General features: G+C 37.9%; 18 protein-coding genes. All 18 read right to left on the bottom strand.

Annotated features, from left to right (window positions below; translation table 11 throughout):
• Nucleotides 1-521: 521 nt before the first annotated feature.
• Complete coding sequence (locus AC1RNS_RS02170; protein WP_492990436.1) at nucleotides 522-3,404, bottom strand: InlB B-repeat-containing protein; 2,883 nt, start codon at nucleotides 3,402-3,404, stop codon at nucleotides 522-524.
• Between the two features lie 1,235 nt (nucleotides 3,405-4,639).
• A complete protein-coding gene (gene ndk / locus AC1RNS_RS02165) occupies nucleotides 4,640-5,056 on the bottom strand; it encodes a nucleoside-diphosphate kinase (protein WP_492990435.1) in 417 nt (138 codons plus the stop codon).
• An 86-nt stretch (nucleotides 5,057-5,142) separates the two neighbouring features.
• The gene (hepT, locus tag AC1RNS_RS02160; protein ID WP_492990434.1) at nucleotides 5,143-6,117 is read right to left on the bottom strand and encodes a heptaprenyl diphosphate synthase component II; all 975 of its coding nucleotides are present in this window, start codon (nucleotides 6,115-6,117) and stop codon (nucleotides 5,143-5,145) included.
• 19 nt (nucleotides 6,118-6,136) lie between these two features.
• Nucleotides 6,137-6,841: a demethylmenaquinone methyltransferase gene (locus AC1RNS_RS02155; RefSeq protein ID WP_492990433.1), complete on the bottom strand. Its 705-nt coding sequence runs from the start codon at nucleotides 6,839-6,841 to the stop codon at nucleotides 6,137-6,139.
• A 14-nt stretch (nucleotides 6,842-6,855) separates the two neighbouring features.
• The gene (locus AC1RNS_RS02150) at nucleotides 6,856-7,623 is read right to left on the bottom strand and encodes a heptaprenyl diphosphate synthase component 1 (RefSeq protein WP_492990431.1); all 768 of its coding nucleotides are present in this window, start codon (nucleotides 7,621-7,623) and stop codon (nucleotides 6,856-6,858) included.
• A 244-nt stretch (nucleotides 7,624-7,867) separates the two neighbouring features.
• Complete coding sequence (mtrB, locus tag AC1RNS_RS02145; protein WP_008180408.1) at nucleotides 7,868-8,086, bottom strand: trp RNA-binding attenuation protein MtrB; 219 nt, start codon at nucleotides 8,084-8,086, stop codon at nucleotides 7,868-7,870.
• A 63-nt stretch (nucleotides 8,087-8,149) separates the two neighbouring features.
• Nucleotides 8,150-8,719, bottom strand: coding sequence for a GTP cyclohydrolase I FolE (gene folE, locus AC1RNS_RS02140; protein ID WP_492990430.1), 570 nt, complete (start codon nucleotides 8,717-8,719; stop codon nucleotides 8,150-8,152).
• 331 nt (nucleotides 8,720-9,050) lie between these two features.
• A complete protein-coding gene (locus tag AC1RNS_RS02135) occupies nucleotides 9,051-9,323 on the bottom strand; it encodes an HU family DNA-binding protein (RefSeq protein WP_054770292.1) in 273 nt (90 codons plus the stop codon).
• Nucleotides 9,324-9,522: 199 nt separating this feature from the next.
• Nucleotides 9,523-11,001: a stage IV sporulation protein A gene (gene spoIVA, locus AC1RNS_RS02130; protein ID WP_492990428.1), complete on the bottom strand. Its 1,479-nt coding sequence runs from the start codon at nucleotides 10,999-11,001 to the stop codon at nucleotides 9,523-9,525.
• A 92-nt stretch (nucleotides 11,002-11,093) separates the two neighbouring features.
• Entirely contained in the window at nucleotides 11,094-11,885 is a 792-nt protein-coding gene (locus AC1RNS_RS02125; RefSeq protein WP_492990427.1) for a YphF family lipoprotein, read from the bottom strand.
• Between the two features lie 22 nt (nucleotides 11,886-11,907).
• On the bottom strand, nucleotides 11,908-12,120 hold the full coding sequence (locus tag AC1RNS_RS02120; protein ID WP_427544444.1) for a DUF2768 domain-containing protein: 213 nt from the start codon (nucleotides 12,118-12,120) through the stop codon (nucleotides 11,908-11,910).
• Between the two features lie 201 nt (nucleotides 12,121-12,321).
• Nucleotides 12,322-13,335 (bottom strand): NAD(P)H-dependent glycerol-3-phosphate dehydrogenase, encoded by a 1,014-nt coding sequence (locus AC1RNS_RS02115; RefSeq protein WP_492990426.1) that lies wholly within the window; start codon nucleotides 13,333-13,335, stop codon nucleotides 12,322-12,324.
• A 121-nt stretch (nucleotides 13,336-13,456) separates the two neighbouring features.
• Nucleotides 13,457-14,767, bottom strand: coding sequence for a ribosome biogenesis GTPase Der (der, locus tag AC1RNS_RS02110; RefSeq protein WP_492990424.1), 1,311 nt, complete (start codon nucleotides 14,765-14,767; stop codon nucleotides 13,457-13,459).
• A 305-nt stretch (nucleotides 14,768-15,072) separates the two neighbouring features.
• On the bottom strand, nucleotides 15,073-16,209 hold the full coding sequence (gene rpsA, locus AC1RNS_RS02105; protein ID WP_492990422.1) for a 30S ribosomal protein S1: 1,137 nt from the start codon (nucleotides 16,207-16,209) through the stop codon (nucleotides 15,073-15,075).
• A 102-nt stretch (nucleotides 16,210-16,311) separates the two neighbouring features.
• On the bottom strand, nucleotides 16,312-16,986 hold the full coding sequence (cmk, locus tag AC1RNS_RS02100; RefSeq protein WP_492990421.1) for a (d)CMP kinase: 675 nt from the start codon (nucleotides 16,984-16,986) through the stop codon (nucleotides 16,312-16,314).
• 144 nt (nucleotides 16,987-17,130) lie between these two features.
• The gene (locus AC1RNS_RS02095) at nucleotides 17,131-17,790 is read right to left on the bottom strand and encodes a flagellar brake protein (RefSeq protein WP_492990420.1); all 660 of its coding nucleotides are present in this window, start codon (nucleotides 17,788-17,790) and stop codon (nucleotides 17,131-17,133) included.
• Nucleotides 17,791-17,874: 84 nt separating this feature from the next.
• Entirely contained in the window at nucleotides 17,875-19,158 is a 1,284-nt protein-coding gene (locus AC1RNS_RS02090; protein ID WP_492990419.1) for a PepSY1/2 domain-containing protein, read from the bottom strand.
• Between the two features lie 15 nt (nucleotides 19,159-19,173).
• Nucleotides 19,174-19,998, bottom strand: coding sequence for a spore cortex-lytic enzyme (sleB, locus tag AC1RNS_RS02085; RefSeq protein WP_492990418.1), 825 nt, complete (start codon nucleotides 19,996-19,998; stop codon nucleotides 19,174-19,176).
• Nucleotides 19,999-20,063 lie beyond the last annotated feature (65 nt).

Genomic DNA, 20,063 nt, shown 5'->3' with positions numbered 1-20,063 from the left:
GAACGTAGATCAACCCCTCGTTTTGAAAAAGGGCTATACTTTTTAAATTGTCACCTTGATTTCATGGACATAATAGTATTCAACAACATGAGGCTAGTTACTCAAATAATATTGAGTAACTAACCTTCATTAGATTAATTCATTGCGTGATACATAAACGCTAATCGATGTAACCCATATATATTTATTATCTATTGTAAGTAATAGTATGAGTATTATATAAAGGTAATAGTGCTATAAACTTTGATATATCAACCTTTTCAAGACTTTTCTTAAATTAAGAATGTATTTCACAATTAATATTTCGTGTAAAAACTGATGTAACCAGCATGACTAAATCCGTAACTGACATAGCCAAACATGTAACTTTCGTACTCAAAAATGTAACTCGTTACGTTTAAAAGTATTCATGAACTCAAAAAAACATCAATTACTATAAAAGTAATCAATGTTCTTCTTATCTTGAAAACGGTTATAAATAAAATATATTTGTCAGCTCTTTTATCAACTTTTTCATATGATTATCTTTCAATTTGTATAATCCGATATAAAAACGCCACAAATTGCGCTCTTGTTACTGGCTCATTTGGTCGGAAATTACCATTATCGCCTAAGGCAATCCCTTCACGCTCTAACACTGCAATATAGCCTGTACTCCAATGGGTGCTATCCACATCTGCAAATGAACTTGTGCCTTTTGGTTTTAGTCCAAGCACGCCAACAAGGATTTTCGCTAATTGTGCCCTTGTCATGTTTTCATTTGGACGAAAATTGCCGTTTGACCCATCCACTATGCCTGCTTGTTGTAATATCGTGATCGCTTCGTAATATGGAAGTGTTGACGGTACATCGGAGAAATCCGTAGCTTCTCGTACTTGGTCAAATGGAAAGGCTCTTGTTAGTAATACTGCCACATGCATACGACTGATAAATTCATTCGGATGGAAAGACCCATCTGCATAGCCTTTGATAATACCTCGTGTCGCTAGTTCCTCAATCATGTCTTTTGCCCAATGATTTTTGTTGATGTCACTGAATGTAACGCTTGGCTTTGTTGGCTGTGGTTCTTTTGATGGTGTCTGTTTTTCCACAGGCAATGCCGTCCATTTAGCGTAAAGTGAGATATTTTCTCGTATAACCGTATCCTCTGTCCATGGCTTTCTGAATGCTTCGTCTCGATACCAGCCATTAAAGCGATAGCCTTCTCTTATTGGCACAGGTAAATTTTTTATTTTCGTATTATACGTCCATTCCATTGGTGCTAACACTGTGCCACCATTTGTATGCAGGGTGATTTTCACAGTTGATGGTGGTGAATAATCATTATCATTTGATGTAGGTGGCGTTATCAGATTACCATCCCCACCTGTTGTTGGTGGCTTCGCTATCCACTCGGCATACAGTGTGATATTCGTCTGACCCATTCCAAATGTGGCGTTGGCTGTATAGAATGCACCTTTCCCATCTGCTGACGTGTTCCAGCCCTTAAACATATAATTCGTTCTGACAAGTTGACCGCTATTGCCTTGTACTGTTACATTATCCTTTTCTTCATATGTCTTATTATCTTGTGGCACAGTGCCACCTGTTGCTCCATTTTTATCATACGTGACAGTGTATGTTGGGTTCATTGTCCATTTTGCATACAATGTGATGGCTTCTGTGACGATATCTGTTGCGAAATTCCATGGTGCTGTGAATGCCATATCCTTATACCAACCGACAAATGTATGTCCTTGTTTGCTTGGCGCAGTTGGTGTACTTGCCTGCGTATTATACATCACTTGTTGCATTGTTATGGCACTGCCATCATTTGAATCAAAAGTTACATTATAACTATTAGGTGTCCACTTGGCATACAATTTAAGCTTTTCTGTCCCCATTGTAAAAGATGTGTTTTCCACATAGTCCTGCCCTTGACCGTCTGCTCGTGTATTCCACCCTGCAAATGTATGGCCTGCTCGTTCTAAAGTGCCCTTATTTTGTATAGTTACAGGCTGCCCTTGGTTATAAGTCATTTTATCAAATGGTACATCTCCTGCTGTTGCGCCATTTTCTTCATAAGTCACATCATAAGGGAATGCCTCATATGCACCTAAGTCAATTGCACCTACTTGACGATGGTTACCCGCAAGGTCTTCAGTTGCGTTTGTGAATATCAAATAGTCGTCTTTATTCCCCGTATCAATCGCTGGAGATTTTGCCCGTAGTCGATAGTCTTGTTGAGTAGAATCAATGAATATCTGCTCTAGCGTATACATTTCAGTTCCGATATCTGTTTTTGTTTTGTGCAATTTAGCTACCATGCTTGTGCTTTCATTTACATCTAATAAACTATTGTTAATAATAGGCGTCGTTTTAAGGAATGGTGGTTCGTTAGTATTACCTACAATAATACTGTTCTGAATAGTAGCTACTCCACCATAAATAGTCGCTTTCTCCGTTCCTGTGGTGTTATTGCCATTCATCGTGACATTGATTAGTCCGAGAACAGAAGGGAACATGAAGCCTTTCTGATTATACACAGCGCTTCCTGACGATGCTTCGTTTGCATACACTAGCGAATTAATTAAAGCTACACTTGTGCCATCTCCTTCATTGTATATGGCTCCTCCTTCGCCTGTTGCACGATTGTTATGAAATGTTGCATTGGTTAGTGTTGTTTTACTGCCAGGACCATTGTACATTCCCCCACCAAGTGTTGCCTGGTTGTTCTCAAATACGATATTTTTTAAGGTCGGACTACTGCTAAGATTGTACATACCACCCCCTACATTATGCGGTCTAGCACTATCATTTGCGTTTCCATCTTTGATTGTCACCCCATCTAAAATGGCTTTATCATTCAAATTTAAGCCTGCATGATAAAAGACATGATAAGCATTATCTGTATTATCGCCCTGTGTGCCAATATCGCCACTTAAAATGGTTGGATTCTTCCGCCAATCTCGTGCGGTGACAATGGTTTCTGTGCCTTTAAAGCCTCCATAGATAGCTACATTATTTCGCAATTGGAAACTGACTGTACGTGGTTCACCTGGCATACCCATTTCTTTTGTGGGTGTATATGTTCCTTGTGCTAGCCAAATTTGTACCACTGTTGCACCTGCATTTAATTTATTGGATGCTTTTTCAAGTGCTAGTTGTAAATCGTTATAGGCTTTTCCCCAATTCTCGCCATCGCCTCCCGATCCATTTGTTGCATTAACATAAATAATCACACTATCTGCTGTCGTTGCTTGTTGCGTGATAGTGGCACTATCTGGAGAAGTCATTGTCATCGTGGTGGTTTGCAATGGCGGTAAATTCTCGATTGCCATTGCTGGCAAACTCCCAAATAGCGTTTGCATGAACAAGACGATTATCACTATAAGTTTGAGGGTTTGCTTTGTTTTTCGTTGCATCTATGTTGCTCCTTTCGATTGATGTTGTTTTCACATGGATAGATTATACAGAGCGAAGATTAAAACTAGGTTAAAAAATAAAAAGTTTTACGTAAAACAAAAAGCTTGGGAGGAAACCTCATTCCTCCTCAAGCCCTTATTCATCCACTAAGACTTAAACATATTTGTTGCATGACTATTTACTATTCAATACCCAACTCATCATTCACCATTTGGTTATTTTCTTCATCTGTTGGCAAATAAATTGCTTCATTCCTTTTTGTTAAGTCGGATTCAGAAACTAAATTTAGATTTCCTTATTCCCATGATTCATTAGGGAATTTGATTTGAAAGCCTTTCCTTCCATGCCATCCTCCACGAATATTGGCCGTATTCGTAATTTTTCGGTATGTTTTCGTTTTAAGCAGGTGCAAATATATTCATTCTTTTCTCTATATTCCTTCCTGACATCATCGTTTATTGAAATCAATACTCTTAATAAAGTACACATTTCATCATCTAAAGGGAGAATTAATGGTCTATGCGATTTCATTATCTCTGCTTGTAATTTCAAAAGCATATTATCAAAATCAATATTCTGTTCTCTTAACGCTCCCAATGTTTTAATTCGAATACATTGATTTATCCAAAAGTGACAACAAGAGTGCCAGTTCTCTTTCTGTAGCAGCTTCCTTAACGCTTGTATTTGCATTTATTTTGATGTTTGTCCAAAACTTGATTATATCAGCCATTATCGTGACACTTGCTTAAAACAGCTTTAATTTGCTTTAAACGACCATGTAGAGAAGTGTCCTTTGCATTTTTGAAACTTAATAAATATTGATAAATTTTTTCATTGTTGATTTCGTGAAGATATTCAACTTTAGTAACTTCAACAAAACGCTTAAAATTATAGTTATAACTATCAATTGTCCTTGGTCTTAATCCGTTTAGTCGCCATTGTTGATTTAAAAATTTGTCTTGCGTGTTTAATTGTTATATTTCTGTTGTCCAACTCACCAAAAGTATCCATTTTAACTATTGAGTTATTGATTTTTTTCATCATTTCTTTCTTTTTCAGCTTTGATAGTCAATAAGTTTAAATCAATGTTTGCGTTCACTTTATTAATTGATTTTGACAAACAAAAAACCCCCTAACATTTTGTTAGAAGGTAAAAGTTACATCAGAAAAATAGATGATTTTTTTATTAAGTTCTATTCGTAGTTTTTTTCGCTACTCTACTTTAGTTCAGAAATTAAACTAAATCTTCACCGAAGAATAAGCCAATTTCGCGCTCTGCAGAAGCAAGAGAGTCAGAACCGTGGATGATGTTGTGAGAAACAGTTGTTGCGTAGTCACCACGGATTGTACCTGGGTTAGATTCTTCAGGTTTAGTTGCACCCATCATAGTACGAGCAAGCTTGATTACGTTTTCGCCTTCCCATACCATTGCGAATACAGGACCAGAAGTGATGAATTCTACTAATTCACCAAAGAATGGACGCTCAGCGTGCTCCGCATAGTGCTTTTCTGCTAATTCTTGAGGAATTACCATTAATTTAGCACCTTTCATTATAAAACCGCGACGTTCGAAACGGTCTACGATATCTCCTACTACTTGACGTTCTACGCCATCAGGCTTAACCATTAAAAAAGTTTTTTCGATTGCCATGTTAAAAACACTCCTTAAATTCGTCTAACAGGTTTTACACCTACCGATAAATATTAACAAAAAATGAGCTTTTGTACAACAAAAAGCTAGAATTTACGCTTGCCCATAAACAAAGCAACATCACGCAGTTTTTTCTTAACGGGATGTTTTGGTAAAGCATCAATTTCCTGCAAGGCTTTTTTCAAATATTTATCACTCATATGATTAGCTTGCTCAATCGCACGAGATTTACGCACATACCGTAACATATTTTGTCTATCTATCTCAGTTAATGTACCCGCAAATACCTTTACAAGGTAAGACTGCATCTCTGGATCATCCTTTAATAATAAAATCGGTAAGGTAATATTTCCTTGTAGTAAATCACTACCTGCTGGCTTGCCTAATTCTTTATCCGTCGCCATAATATCTAAAACATCGTCTATAATTTGGAAGCTCATACCTACAAAATAGCCGAAGCGTTTCAAATGTCTTACTGTTTTAGTATCGACACCTGCTGCTACTGCACCGAGCTCACAACTTGAAGAAATCAGCAATGCCGTTTTGCGTTTAATACGTCTAAAATAATCCTTTAAACCCTGATCTAATCTAAACTTATCCTCGATTTGAATGACCTCTCCGTTACAAATCTCCACCATTGTTCGCGCTAAAATTTGATGAACTAATGGGTCTTCAAGCTTCGTTATATATTCTAGTGCACGTGCAAAAATAAAATCGCCCGTGTACATTGCTACTCTATTATTCCATTGGGATTTGACAGTCGGGCGTCCTCTTCGCATATTGGAATCATCAATAACATCATCATGCACAAGTGATGCCATATGAATAAGCTCTAAAGGCACAGCAACATCCTTCATTTTCTGGATATCATAGTCCCCAAATTTTGCACCAAGCAATACAAAAATTGGCCGTATCCGTTTGCCACCAGCTTGTAATAAATGGAGAGAAGCATCATTGATCAAATAGGAAGAAGAGTTCACTGCTTTTTCTAGTTCTTGTTCAATGATATCGATATCTGATTTCAAATCGGAATAGAGTAGTTTTAACTTCATCTTTTCCACGCGTGAAAACCTTCCCCCATTAACGTACCTTTTTAAAGCCCATATGCATTGCCGAAGCACCGCCACTGTATGCTTTGTACGTTACTTTTTCTAAACCTGCCTGTTGAAACATTGCCGCTAACTTTTTCATACCTGGGAAATCATTTGCAGATTCCTGTAGCCAAGAATATTCTTTATAGCTTTTCGCAAATATTTTACCAAATATCGGCATTATATATTTAAAATAAAAACGGAATAATTGTCGATAGCCTGGAATTTCTGATTGTGATGTCTCTAAGCAAACAACCATTCCTCCTGGTTTTACAACACGATTCATTTCTTTGAGCACCTGTAAATAATCAGGAACATTACGAAGACCAAAACCAATCGTCACATAATCAAATGTATTGTCTGGAAAAGGCAGTTCCATGGCATTCCCATGTATAAGCTCGATTTGAGGATATGGCTTAACCTTTTGCTCCCCAACTTTCAGCATGTTTTTACTGAAATCAAGCCCCTTTACTTCTCCATTTTCACCAACAGCATGTGCCAAGGCAATTGTCCAATCTGCTGTCCCACAACAAACATCCAGTGCCTTTGATCCAGGTTTTACAGCCATGTGTTTCATCGTATCATTACGCCAGCCAACATGCATCTGAAAACTAATAACGCCATTCATTTTGTCGTAGTTATCCGAAATACTTTCAAATACTTCGTGAACGTGCTCTTCTTTCGTCTTAGCCATTTTGAAAACCTCTCTTATCCATTAGTAGAAGCAATAGATGCCTCTACGCGTGCTTGTAGAGCCTGTTTCACATCACCTTGTATAAACGATGCCTCAGTAATATCCTGTAATAGCTCTTTTTTTAATTGCACAACTTTATCCTGGATGACACTGTAATAGGTTGTGCCATCATACCTTGCACTCTCTTCAAGTGCCTTGCTCATTAAAGACACTTGTCCACGATGATAAGCCACCCATTCTCTCTCTAAACGTAAAATAATTAAGCTTTTTTCCACTATTGGAATATACTTTTCGAATGAATAAAGCTCAAAAAATTTGGCGATTAACCCTGATTCTATAGTGCTCATTGAAGCAATCCATTGTTCAATCGATCTTTTTGTCGCCTCATACACCTTTATTTGGTGTTCACAGCGTGCGACAATGCCTTGTGACAAATTTCGAATTAAAGCGACATTTCCAGACATCGCTAAAATCTCATAATAGCGCCCACTATAAAAATCTCCAGCTAAAACGGTTAGCTGCTGTTCTTTAGATGTGGCATCTAATTCTTTTATATGATCGTGCGCCGCAAGGGCTGCGTACACAATTCCAACTGTAATTGCAGCTTCTCTTTGCTCCTGCTGCCACTTCTCACCATTCAAAAAAGGAACTAACAAGTAAAACAATTGATTTTCATCAAGCACAGGCGCCCCTGTGTATTTTTGCAAAGTTCTATGACGAACATCCATGAAAATCTCTGTTTTTAATTGTGCAATTGAATTTTGAATGTATGTTGCATTCATAGACCTTACTCCATTCACTTTCAAATACGTTAGTTACTTTTATCTCCTAACGTTTGCTTACTGAGTCATTATAGCATACGCGACGATTTGTCATAAAAAAATTTCGCTTCCATCAACATATTAGGCAACAAGCTTTTCACCATCAAAATAGTTGAAATCCAACTGCCTTTAAAATCGGATTAAAACAATACTAAGTTTACACATCTAAGCAAGTTATATGTGTCCCATAATAGACATACAGTTTTTATTTTTTAGCCTCACTATGAATAACACCATGAGCTGTATGAATTTGCGCTTTTCCACGAATTTTCATAGCAGATGTATGTTCAGTAAATTGAGCAATCATCACTTCGCCTGCATCTAATTTTTCAGAATGGTGGAATTTTGTATCTGTCCCACGCGTTAAACCGATTACATGCACGCCATCTTCCTCTGCTTGAATAACAATATAATCTTGTGACATTATTTGTACACTCCTTAAATCCGACAAATTCTTAGTCCATCATAACATAATTAGACATGCAATTTAAGACATTTGAATAAATGACAATACTTCTCTTCGTTTTACTTCATCTTCCTCATAAATGCCACGTGCAACCGATGTCACAGTCTTAGCGCCAGGCTTCTTTAATCCACGCATCGTCATGCACATATGTTCCGCTTCAATCACCACATAAACTCCTTTTGGAGATAGCATTTCCATAATCGTGTCAGCTACAGAGGAAGTTATACGCTCTTGTAATTGCGGACGACGAGCAATTGTTTCAACTGCACGCCCTAATTTACTTAGGCCTGCAACTACTCCATCGTTAGGTATGTATGCCACATGAGCTTTTCCGTAAAAAGGAACCAAGTGATGCTCACACATTGAATAAAATGGGATGTCCTTCACAAGCACTAATTCCTCATGATCTTCATGGAAAACTGTTTTAAAATAATCTCTTGCATCTTCATGTAAGCCACTAAACATTTCAGCATACATTTTAGCAACTCGTTTTGGTGTATCCAGTAAACCTTCACGATTTACATCTTCTCCTACAGCTTCTAATATCATTTTTACTGCTTCTTCTATTTTCAATAAATTAACATTCGACATTCGTAAAAAACCTCCTGCGTATCAAAACATTACACATTTCCCTATGCATCGTAGCATATCCAAAAGGTTAGCGCAAAACGACATACCTGATTAAAAAATTTCCAATACTTACCGAGCAATGAAACCATTCTGAAATTTTGGGAAAGAGCATATTCTTGAATTATGCATATACTATCTAGAATGCTTCATTTACAATAAAACATCCCTTTTCAAATCCACTATGTATTAATAATTATCTTGCATATCATTGTAAGCCCTCAGTAAAAGTTAAAAAGAGCAGCCTCCATGTTCGATTACATGAAGACTGCTCTATGTAACTACTAGACGTGTATTATTTTACAGCGTCTTTGAGCTGTTTACCTGGTTTGAAAGCAGGTACCTTGCTAGCAGCGATTTCGATTTCTTTACCAGTTTGTGGGTTACGACCTTTACGAGCCGCACGTTCACGTACTTCAAAGTTACCAAAACCAATTAATTGTACTTTGTCACCCTTTGCAAGAGCATCTTGAATTGTATCAAATACAGCTTCAACTGCTTTAGAAGCGTCTTTTTTAGAAAGACCTGCAGCTTCAGCAACAGAGTTTACTAATTCTGTTTTATTCACACCATTCACCTCCTCTCAAAGGGTCATGAACCAATTCTGTAAAAAGAGTAACACATAGAAAACCGCGACGCAACTGTATTCATTCATGATTATAACCAAAAAGTCAGTTTTTCACCCAAAAAACAAAAATAACAGGACTTTTCGCATAAAAACGAAAAGCCCTGCACTAATTTTTTGCGCTTTATTTTTCTTTTTATTTCTACAAAATAAACGTAACTAATCCTCTGTCACCCTCGTTCACCATTCGTTCGATTGTTTGACGCATACGCTTTTTGGCTGTAGGTGGAACAGCATCCATTTTATAGCGTATTCCTTCTTTTAACACTTCATGCAATGGGGTTCCGAAAAGCTGTGTATTCCACAATGCATCACGATCATGTAAATAAGCATGATTTAAATCCTTAAGTAACTGTTGACTATGGAATTCAGAGCCAATTAACGGAGCAAATTCAGATTCCATGTCTACTCGAATGATATGATAAGATGGTGCCTTTGCTTTCATACGGACACCAAAGAAATTATTTTGCTTAATGAGCTCAGGTGCTGTTGGCTCAAATTCCTGCATCATCGGCAAAGTTACACCATAGCCAGTGGAATCAGCATCGTTAATAGCTGATTTAAAACGTTTTTGTGCTTCCTTTGCCTCAGCCGCTTCTTTAATAAATAGTAGCCAATCTTTCTTTGTTTCAATTGGTTCTTCTAGCCATTCATTACACACTGATTTATATAGCTCTCCCTGTAATGATACTCGTATAACCGCGGTCCCAGCCCCAGAGTCTACATGCACCACTTCACTTTGATCGATATAATCAATGGCTTTAAAGGCATCTGACGCCTGTTGTACATCTCGAATTCTCATAACTGAGGATAATACTTCTTCCATCGAATCAATAAGGGCCACATTCAATGGATGTGATGCATCTAAAACATCTAACCAATCGGGCTTTTCTACTTCTATTGTACGGATTGGAAATTCAAATAACGCCTCTTGCAGGATATATTGAACATCAGTTTCGCGCATTTGATCAATTGAAATCGCAATTACAGGGACATTATAACGCTCAAATAATTCATTTCGGAGCTGAACTGTCTCCTCTCTTGCTGGCATTTGACAATTTAACACAATGACAAAGGGTTTTCCAATATCAGTAAGTTGCGCTACTATCTCTTCCTCTGCCTTCTCAGCTGCACGACGACTAATACCATTCACTGTTCCATCCGTTGTGACAACTATTCCAATGTTGGCATGATCTCGAATTACTTTATCTGTACCAATTTTCGCCGCTTCCTGGAAAGGAATTGGATCTGTGTGCCAAGGTGTATGCACATATTTTGGACCATTTTCGTCCTCATATCCCTTTGTCCCATCAATAATATAGCCAACGCAATCTGCTAAACGAATTTGGAATGTCATTTCATCTTCACCGACCGCAATACGTGTTGCTTGGGCAGGCACAAACTTCGGCTCAGCAGTCATAATGACTGGCCCCGGTGAGCTTTGCGGCAATTCATCTTGTGCTCGCATTCTTTCCGTTTCATCCACAATATTCGGTAATACAACTGCTTCCATAACCTTTTTTACAAATGTAGATTTACCTACACGTACTGGACCGACAACACCAATATAAACATCGCCATTTGTGCGCTCTGCAATTTCTCTAAATACTGCTTCACTCAAGGTTTCTGCCTCCTTTATCTACGCTTTTTCACTATATGCAAGTCCTTAGACAAATATGAAAAAGCCCCCTACAAATGTAAGGAGCTTATCAACTATTCTTTTTTAGTTTGAGATTCGGCCTCTTTCTTGACCTTTTCTATCGCTTTTTCTCTAGCCTTTTTTGCATCACTATCATAGGCTTCCATAAAATAGGTTGGTTCACCATTTTCATCAACCGTATATGGCACAGAATACGCTGGTACCACTGGATATTTATCAATAAGCAGCTGACGAATATCTTCACCAGGTTTCACATCAGGATTGTCTCCTTTTAGCAGTTGTCCTAAATCAATTGAGTAGTCGACATGCATTTCACCATCACCTGTCATAAATAAAGGTAATTCGGCACCGGAATAAGGACTTTTTACAGTAACATCTTTTTTATAGCCTAATTTTTGAAAGTCAATTTGAAACACATTATCTGCAGTATTTCCTTTTATCGGTAAATATTGAGATGACATTTTACGAATATTAATCTCACGGATACGCTCCGCTGCATTTAAATCGACTAATTTAACTTGTGCCTTATTCTCAGGATCCCAAATAATATATTGGAAAATACCACCTTTTTCATAGGCATTCCCAGGAATTTGTGTAAGATATTTCGGCATAAGTTTCTCAAAATCAATTAAATATTTTATATAAATATCAGTATCCAGCTCACTATTTTTAATAGGAACTAGCCCACCAGTTGCTTCACGATATTCATCCACTGCACGCTGAACCGCTGCTAATTGATCTACATCCGGGACTACTTTAGCCCTCTTCTCGTCTTCAGGAGTTACACACCCTACTAGAAGGATCGCGGTTGCAAGCACCATTACAATAGCACTTAATTTCTTCATGTCACTTCCACCTCATTATTTTTTATGCTGGCCATGTGGCAACAATCAATACCATTAAGAAAGTACCAAGCCCAAACAATATGTATGCTGATAAATTTACGATTGTACGTAAAAAAACATTTGAAATCTTATGACGTGCTAAATAAATTAAACCGACCGAGATAATCATAAAGCCGATACAATAAAATGATACCCACATTACATCTAAGGCAGGCATATGTGCTAACGGACCCATTTAAGACAACCACCTTTCTTTAATGTCACAAAACAATCAAAGATTATTATACTATGTGCTTTCGTTAAAAAGAAATAGTTGGCCACTAACTATCATCAAATGGACAACCTTTTGATAAGCACACAATAAAAGTGTCACAGCATTACCGCTGGGACACCTTATTTATGTCTATATTATGACAAAACTATTTAACGATTGAATTTATGAAATCTCATCAATTTCTCGCTTTTTCATACGCATCATTAATGCATCAACAGCTATTTTTGGTTCTACATCATTAAAGAGCACACTATACAGTTCTGTTGATATCGGCATGGCAACATTATATTTCTCTGCTAATTGATAGGCTGCCTTCGTTGTACGCACACCTTCTACCACCATGCCCATTTGATCAAGGACCTCTTGCAGCTTCATCCCTTTTCCAAGCAAATGACCTGCGCGCCAATTTCGGGAATGTACACTTGTACACGTTACAATCAAATCACCCATGCCTGTGAGTCCTGCGAATGTAAAGGGATTCCCCCCCATTTTAACACCAAGGCGTGTAATTTCAGCTAATCCTCGAGTAATCAGTGCTGCTTTAGCATTATCACCATAACTTAAACCATCTGTAATCCCTGCAGCTAATGCAATAACATTTTTTAGTGCGCCACCAATTTCTACGCCGATAACATCTTCATTTGTGTAAACACGGAAAAACTGATTCATAAATAGGTCCTGTACTTTTTCAGCTGCCCCAATATTAGCGCAGGCTGCTGTCACAGTTGTTGGATGATGTAAGACAACCTCCTCTGCATGACTCGGACCAGAAAGCACAACAATTTCCTCTATGAATTCAGCTGGAAGACTCTCTGCTAGAATTTCTGAAATTCTTTTTAGTGAATCTGGCTCTATTCCCTTTGAAACGTGAACAAATAGAATTTTTTTATCGAGAGATACTACTATTTTTTCACACACTTCTCGAATGGCCTTTGTAGGTACAGCAACTATAATTATTTCTGAATGAGCAACTGCCTGAGCAATATCACTTGTAGCATGCAAATTTATTGGTAATATTGTTTCTGGTAAATATTTTTTATTCGTATGCACGCTGTTTATTTCTTCAGCTTGATCAGCTCGATGAGTCCATACAAGCGTATCATGTCCATTCTCTGCAAGTACCATTGCTAGCGCAGTTCCCCATGAACCTGCACCTAACACACAAACTTTTTTCATTCAAAATCCTCCTTTTTCATAGCACCTGTAATAGATTTTCAATACTGCTTGACCTTTTTTTGTAAAAAGACGCCATCCAACAAAAAACGTCGGATAGGCGTACTGTCTGTGTATCAATTTTCTAGGCACGAGCACGAGTAATTAAACGAATTGGCGTCCCTTCAAAATCAAATGTTTCTCGAATACGGTTTTCTAAAAAACGTTCATAAGAGAAATGCATCAATTCAGGTTCATTTACAAAAATCACAAACGTTGGCGGCTGTATTGCAACCTGTGTTGCATAGTAAATACGTAAACGGCGACCTTTATCTGAGGGAGCTGGATTACGTGCCACAGAATCTTCAATTACTTCGTTTAAAATAGATGATTGAATTCGCATTGAATGATTTTCACTTACACGCTGGATAATCGGTAAGATTTGATGTACCCGTTGTTTCGTATTAGCTGATACAAAAATAATTGGTGCGTAGTCTAAGAATAAGAAGTGCTCTCGAATTTGTTGTGTAAAGACGTTCATTGTCTTCTCATCTTTTTCAACTGCATCCCATTTATTCACAACTATGACAACAGCTTTCCCAGCCTCATGCGCATAGCCGGCAATTTTTTTGTCCTGCTCTTGTATGCCCTCTTCTGCATTTAGCACCACTAGCACAACATCGGAGCGTTCAATGGCACGTAAGGCGCGCAACACAGAATATTTCTCAGTCGTTTCATAGACCTTCCCCTTTTTGCGCATACCCGCTGTATCAATAATGACATATTCTTGTCCATCGTACTCATACGGTGTGTCAATCGCATCGCGCGTCGTACCAGCAATATTACTAACAATAACGCGTTCCTGCCCTAAAAATGCATTCACTAACGAGGATTTCCCTACATTAGGACGACCAATGAGCGAGAATTTAATAACATCATCCCCATATTGCTCTTCATCCTCTTTCGGGAAGTGATTGGCACATTCATCTAATAAATCCCCTAAGCCCAAGCCATGAGAGCCTGAAATCGGCCAAGGCTCTCCAAAGCCAAGTGCATAGAAATCATAAATCATCTCGCGCATATCTGGATTATCAATTTTATTCACTGCTAAAACGACTGGTTTCTTTGTTTTGTATAAAATTTTAGCCACTTGCTCGTCTGCAGCTGTTACACCCTCACGACCGTTTGTCATAAAAATAATAACATCAGCTTCTTCAATCGCAATTTCAGCCTGTTGGCGAATTTGCTCTAAAAACGGCTCGTCTCCAATCTCGATACCACCTGTATCAATAATATTAAAGTCATGTGTTAACCACTCTGCCGAACTATAAATACGGTCACGTGTTACTCCTGGGATATCCTCCACAATCGATACACGTTCCCCAACGATACGATTAAAAATCGTCGACTTACCTACGTTCGGACGACCTACGATGGCTACTACTGGTTTCGTCATCTGTACTTCATCCTTCCAAACTTCTTGTCTTTCGCTATTATACACGAAAAATGCCATTATATCATATCATATCCATTAAATAGAGCGCTATGTATCGTGACTCTGTCAATTTGAAGATCATATCCCCAATTTTAGGAATTCTATCCTGCACTTTGAAGGTTTTATCCTGCACTTTATGAATTCTATCCATCACTGCGTAGGTTCTATCCTGCACTTTATAAATTCTATTTGTCACTTTATAAGTTCTATCCGCTGCGCCAACAATAAATAAGCGAGAACGCAACATGCATCCTCGCTCGACTAGATTATTTAAAGTTCTTTAATTTATCACCAATGACATCACCAAAAGAGAAGCCTGTGTTTTCTTCTGGTAATTCATAGTCAATTACTTCTTCTGCGTCAGGATTTTCAAGTAAATCTTTAATGCTTAGAGCTAGACGCCCTTCCTCACCATTGACGTCAAGTACTTTTACTTGTACCTCTTGTCCTTCTTTTAAAGCCTCATGTGGTGTATTAATATGCTTATATGCAATTTGCGAAATATGCACTAAACCTTCTACGCCCGGGAAAACCTCCACAAATGCACCAAATGACGTTAGACGTTTTACTTTGCCATCTAATACAGTTCCTTTAGCGGCACGCTCCTCGATATTCGACCAAGGTCCAGGAATCGTTTCCTTAATAGACAATGAAATACGCTCGTTTTCTGGATCAACTGAAAGAACTTTTACCTTTACCTCTTGTCCCTCTGATAAAACCTCACTCACATCACTTACATGCTCATGCGACACTTGTGAAATATGCACAAGGCCATCAATACCTCCAAGATCAATGAATGCTCCGAATGATGCAATTCGTTGAACTTTTCCGTTTAACACGTCACCTGCTTGAATATCATTAATGACTTGTTTCTTTTGCGAAGCCTTTTCCGCTTCGACCACAGCACGATGTGATAAAATTAAACGATTTTTCTCCTTATCAAGCTCGACAATTTTAAAACTCAGTGATTTGCCTTTATAGCCTTCAAAATCGTCAACAAAGTAGTCTTCTACAAGTGATGCTGGTACGAAGCCACGTACACCTAAATCTACGACAAGACCACCTTTAACAATATCTTTGACTTCCGCTTCGAATACTTCTTCAGCGGCAAATTGTTGCTCAAGTGTATCCCATGCTTTTAAGGCATCAACTTTACGTTTTGATAAGACATAGTTCTCTTCTTCAACCTTTGTAATCATCAACTCTAATTCATCTCCAGCAGAGATAACATCAGACGCTTTTTCAATGTGTAAGCTTGATAATTCACTGATTGGTACGATACCATCAAACGGTGCACCTGGAATTGAAACAGTTACCGCTTTTTCATCAACCTGCTCCGCAATACCTTTGACGATATCACCTTCGTTAAACGTTTGTTCTGCATAGTTCATTTCTTCAGACATATGTAACCCTCCTTCGCATCTTCCCTTACTATTTTATTCGATATTGAAGACAAAGACAAAAATAAATCCTTTAAATTCAAAAAATGTCTGAAATTTTAGGATTTATACCATTTTTTCTTGCGCTAATCTTAAAATAGCTTGTGCTGCATCGTCAATGGACAATGATGTCGTATCTAAAAATATAGCATCCTCTGCTTGAATAAGTGGTGATGCTTCACGCTCACTATCAATTTTGTCGCGCAGAGCAATTTCTTCCTGAAGCTTTTCAATGGATGACTCTATCCCGCGCTTTTGATTGTCAATTAAACGGCGTCTTGCCCGTTCCTCTACTGTAGCAGACATAAAGACTTTTAATTCCGCATTTTTTAGCACATGTGTAGCAATATCTCGCCCATCCATCACAACGCCACCATTAGCTGCAAGTTTTTGCTGCTGTGCTACTAACAGTTCTCGAACCTTTGCATGAGCGGCTACTTGTGAAACAGAGGAAGTTACCTCATTTGATCGGATTTCGGCTGAAACATTATTACCATCCAAAAAGACAAGCTGCCCTTGCGGAGATGGATTTAATTCGATTGTGCTTGCTGCAAGCATTTCTGCTAATTTTGTTTCATCATCTAAATGTATGTTCTGCTGCATTGCTTTATACGTAACTGCACGATACATTGCACCTGTATCGATATAAGTAAATCCAAGAGTTTCTGCAACTATTTTAGCGATTGTACTTTTTCCAGCACCAGCAGGACCATCAATCGCAATTTGAATGTTTTTCATCATAAATTCCCCTACTTTCTATCACACCATATTGTAACATATAAAGATAAAAAAACCCTCTAACTCGCAGAGGGCTTTTCTTAAATCCATGACAATAGGGATGCCACCATAATTTAACAACATTTGTCACTCGCTCAAAAATTAGTTTCAAAAGTCAAAGGGGTTTAATTCTTTACGTCGATTGACTAGCTGACGTTCAAAACAGAAACGTACGATATGCTGCTGATCGACATCATCTGTATCGATTAACCGAATCGTTGAAATAGTTTTGCCATCTTTTTCAAAGATCCGCACGATAGTTGCTTCCGTAATAACATATTTTACATCCCCATTGGCATATGGTAATACGATTGTGATCTTAACCTCATCACCGTCTTTGAAAGCCACTTCTCCTTTTAACATAACTGCTAAACCGCCAGCACTAATGTCTTCTGTGACAAGCTGATATTTATAATCCTTAAACTGTATTGCCACATCTACAGGCGTTTCCACACGTACATACTCACGACGTTGAATTTTGATAAATTCTTCTGCCTTTGGGCAATGCAACATAATCATTGGTACGTTGCCTGCTTTACGCCCAATCACTTCTGTATTAAAAGCAAAGGATTGTTTGTCTTCGGTACGAAAAGTTACTCTAAATTCAGAGCCATCTATTAAAAATGCTGTTTTTTTTGTTTCAATATTTATCGGATAATCAATGTAAAGAATATTATCTTTTTGTTCTACAACTTTACAGCGGAATTTTTCAACACGCTCTGTATAAGTAGGTTCAAGTTGTAAAAGTGTACCAATTTTTATTTCCATGAGCATCTCCCCGAACAAAAATATATTTTCATTATCGCATGAGATGCTCATTTTGGCTATACGAACTGGTAGTTTTTTCTTGGATTAAGTTAAATATTCCACCTTTAAAACATTGTGATTTTCTGCATCAATGACAATCCTGAAGGTTTCAGGTGATTCACCATCTCGAACCGCAATCACTTCATAACAAAGACGCTGTTCAAATTGACCATTATCTGTATAAATATTTTTTACTTCCTCCACTTTAACATCCTTGTCGAAAAATGTTTTCCAGTCAATTGGTTTTGCAGTTTGTTGTTTAATTGACTCTTCCTGTATATATTCCATTGCATTCGCGCCAAGCAACTCTCCAGTATCCTTCGCTAGTTTTAACTGAACGCCATCTGCATAAATGACTGCATTATCGCCAGGGTGCACACGTGCAAATGTGACATGCCAAGCTTGATGGTTTTCACGAGATTCTACAAATGCCACATCATTTATACCAAGTCGTTTTAAATGTTCTTCAGCCTTTTTCATAATCTCATCTTGCGAAAGCCTTGCCTCGTCTACAGGTCGCTCAACTAAATAGGATAATAAATGTCCGCCCTTTTCGGTTAAGTCCACATATCCTAGACGAATCCCTTGGTGGAATTGGATATGATAAAACGGATATGGTGCTGTATCACTACTTTTCGTCACTGTAAATGTGGCATCCTTAATGATAGGGAACATATTTTTCACTTTTTCTAATGCTTCCTTTTCCGTAATAACGGAATCTTGTAATGCTTTTAGCTCTATTTTTTTCTGCCAATCGGACTCACTTAATGTCAATGGGAAATCTTTTTCACTGTAATCTTTTAGTGTTTTTTGAACATTATCAAATGTTGTATTTGGATTTTTATGATCTACTTGTCTCAGCCAAACATCCATTTTACCGTTATTCTTATAAAAATCGACTGTTGCTGCTGACCATTCATCCGAAAGTGATTGTAAATTTGTAGAGATCTGTGGCATTTTTTCACGCCACGCTTGGTAATCTCCTGTTTTAGCTGTTTTCTTTGCTTCATCTCCTAGACGCCCTAAGTAACTTAGCCATTGGTTAGAAAGTTCCTGACCAATAGGAATATTCGATATGGACGATCTAACATCGGAGCTTAATCGCCACACAGAATCTAACTCATTGTGAATGGCTTGATCATCCTGAAACAACAGAGATTGTGAAACAGAGCGTTGTAGATGAGATAACTTCTCTGAGGCATCCGTTAATTTATCAGTATACTGGGCAAGTACGGTACGTTGTAAGCTTTCCTTTTCTCCATGTATATGAATGCTGTATGCACCTAAGCCAATAACGGCTGCTGTAAGTATAGCAAGCATGGTTTTCATTTATTTTCCTCCTTTCTATGAACAGAAAATATGTTCTCCAATTTGTTTAATTTGTGGTCGTGACCAAATCCACTTACTTGTAGCTGTTTTCGGATTAAAATAATAAAGGGCATTTTCTGACGGATCCCAGCCATTCATAGCATCAATGACTGCTTCTTTTGCTCGTTGGTTTGGCTCTAGCCAAATTTGCCCATCTGCCACTGCTGTAAACGCTAAAGGTTGGAATATGATACCGGAAATTGTATTTGGGAAATCAGGACTTTCCAAGCGATTTAAAATAACAGCTGCTACCGCTACCTGTCCCTCATAAGGCTCCCCCCGTGCTTCACCATAAACCGCATTTGCTATTAGCTGTAAATCTCTTTCTGTATACTTAGGAGGAACTTGTGTTTGAGTGCCATTATTATTACTACTACCACTGCTTTTACCGCCACCGCCTCCACTGTTGCCAGTAGTATTCTTAACCTGCTGTTCCAACGGTACGCCACCAAAATAGGTAAATTGATTGCCTGCATTTAATTGGGCTTTTACCCATCCTTCATCATAGTCAGAATATCCAGATAATGTTTTTTTTGTTTTAGCCCCAGCAATTCCATCCACTGGTAAACCATATTTTTCTTGAAAATTTCGCAAAGCCCAATATGTGTTATAACCAAATTTGCCATCAATTTTACTTTTATAAAACCCTAAGTATTGTAGCCTTGCTTGTAACTCAATGACATCATCTCCATAAGCACCACGAGTAATCTGCTGCTCAGTAAATGCAATGGCGTCATTTTGCGGAATTGTAAATATACTTATCGCTAGTATCAAAGCAAAAACTATGCTTAATAAACGCATGATTATCACTCCTTTTTTTTCATAGCTTGAAACAAACGACTCATTTTATACATTTAAAAAATAGA

Source organism: Lysinibacillus sp. GW821-FHT14F06 (assembly GCF_058803665.1).
This window is presented reverse-complemented; position numbering and strand designations above follow the sequence as displayed.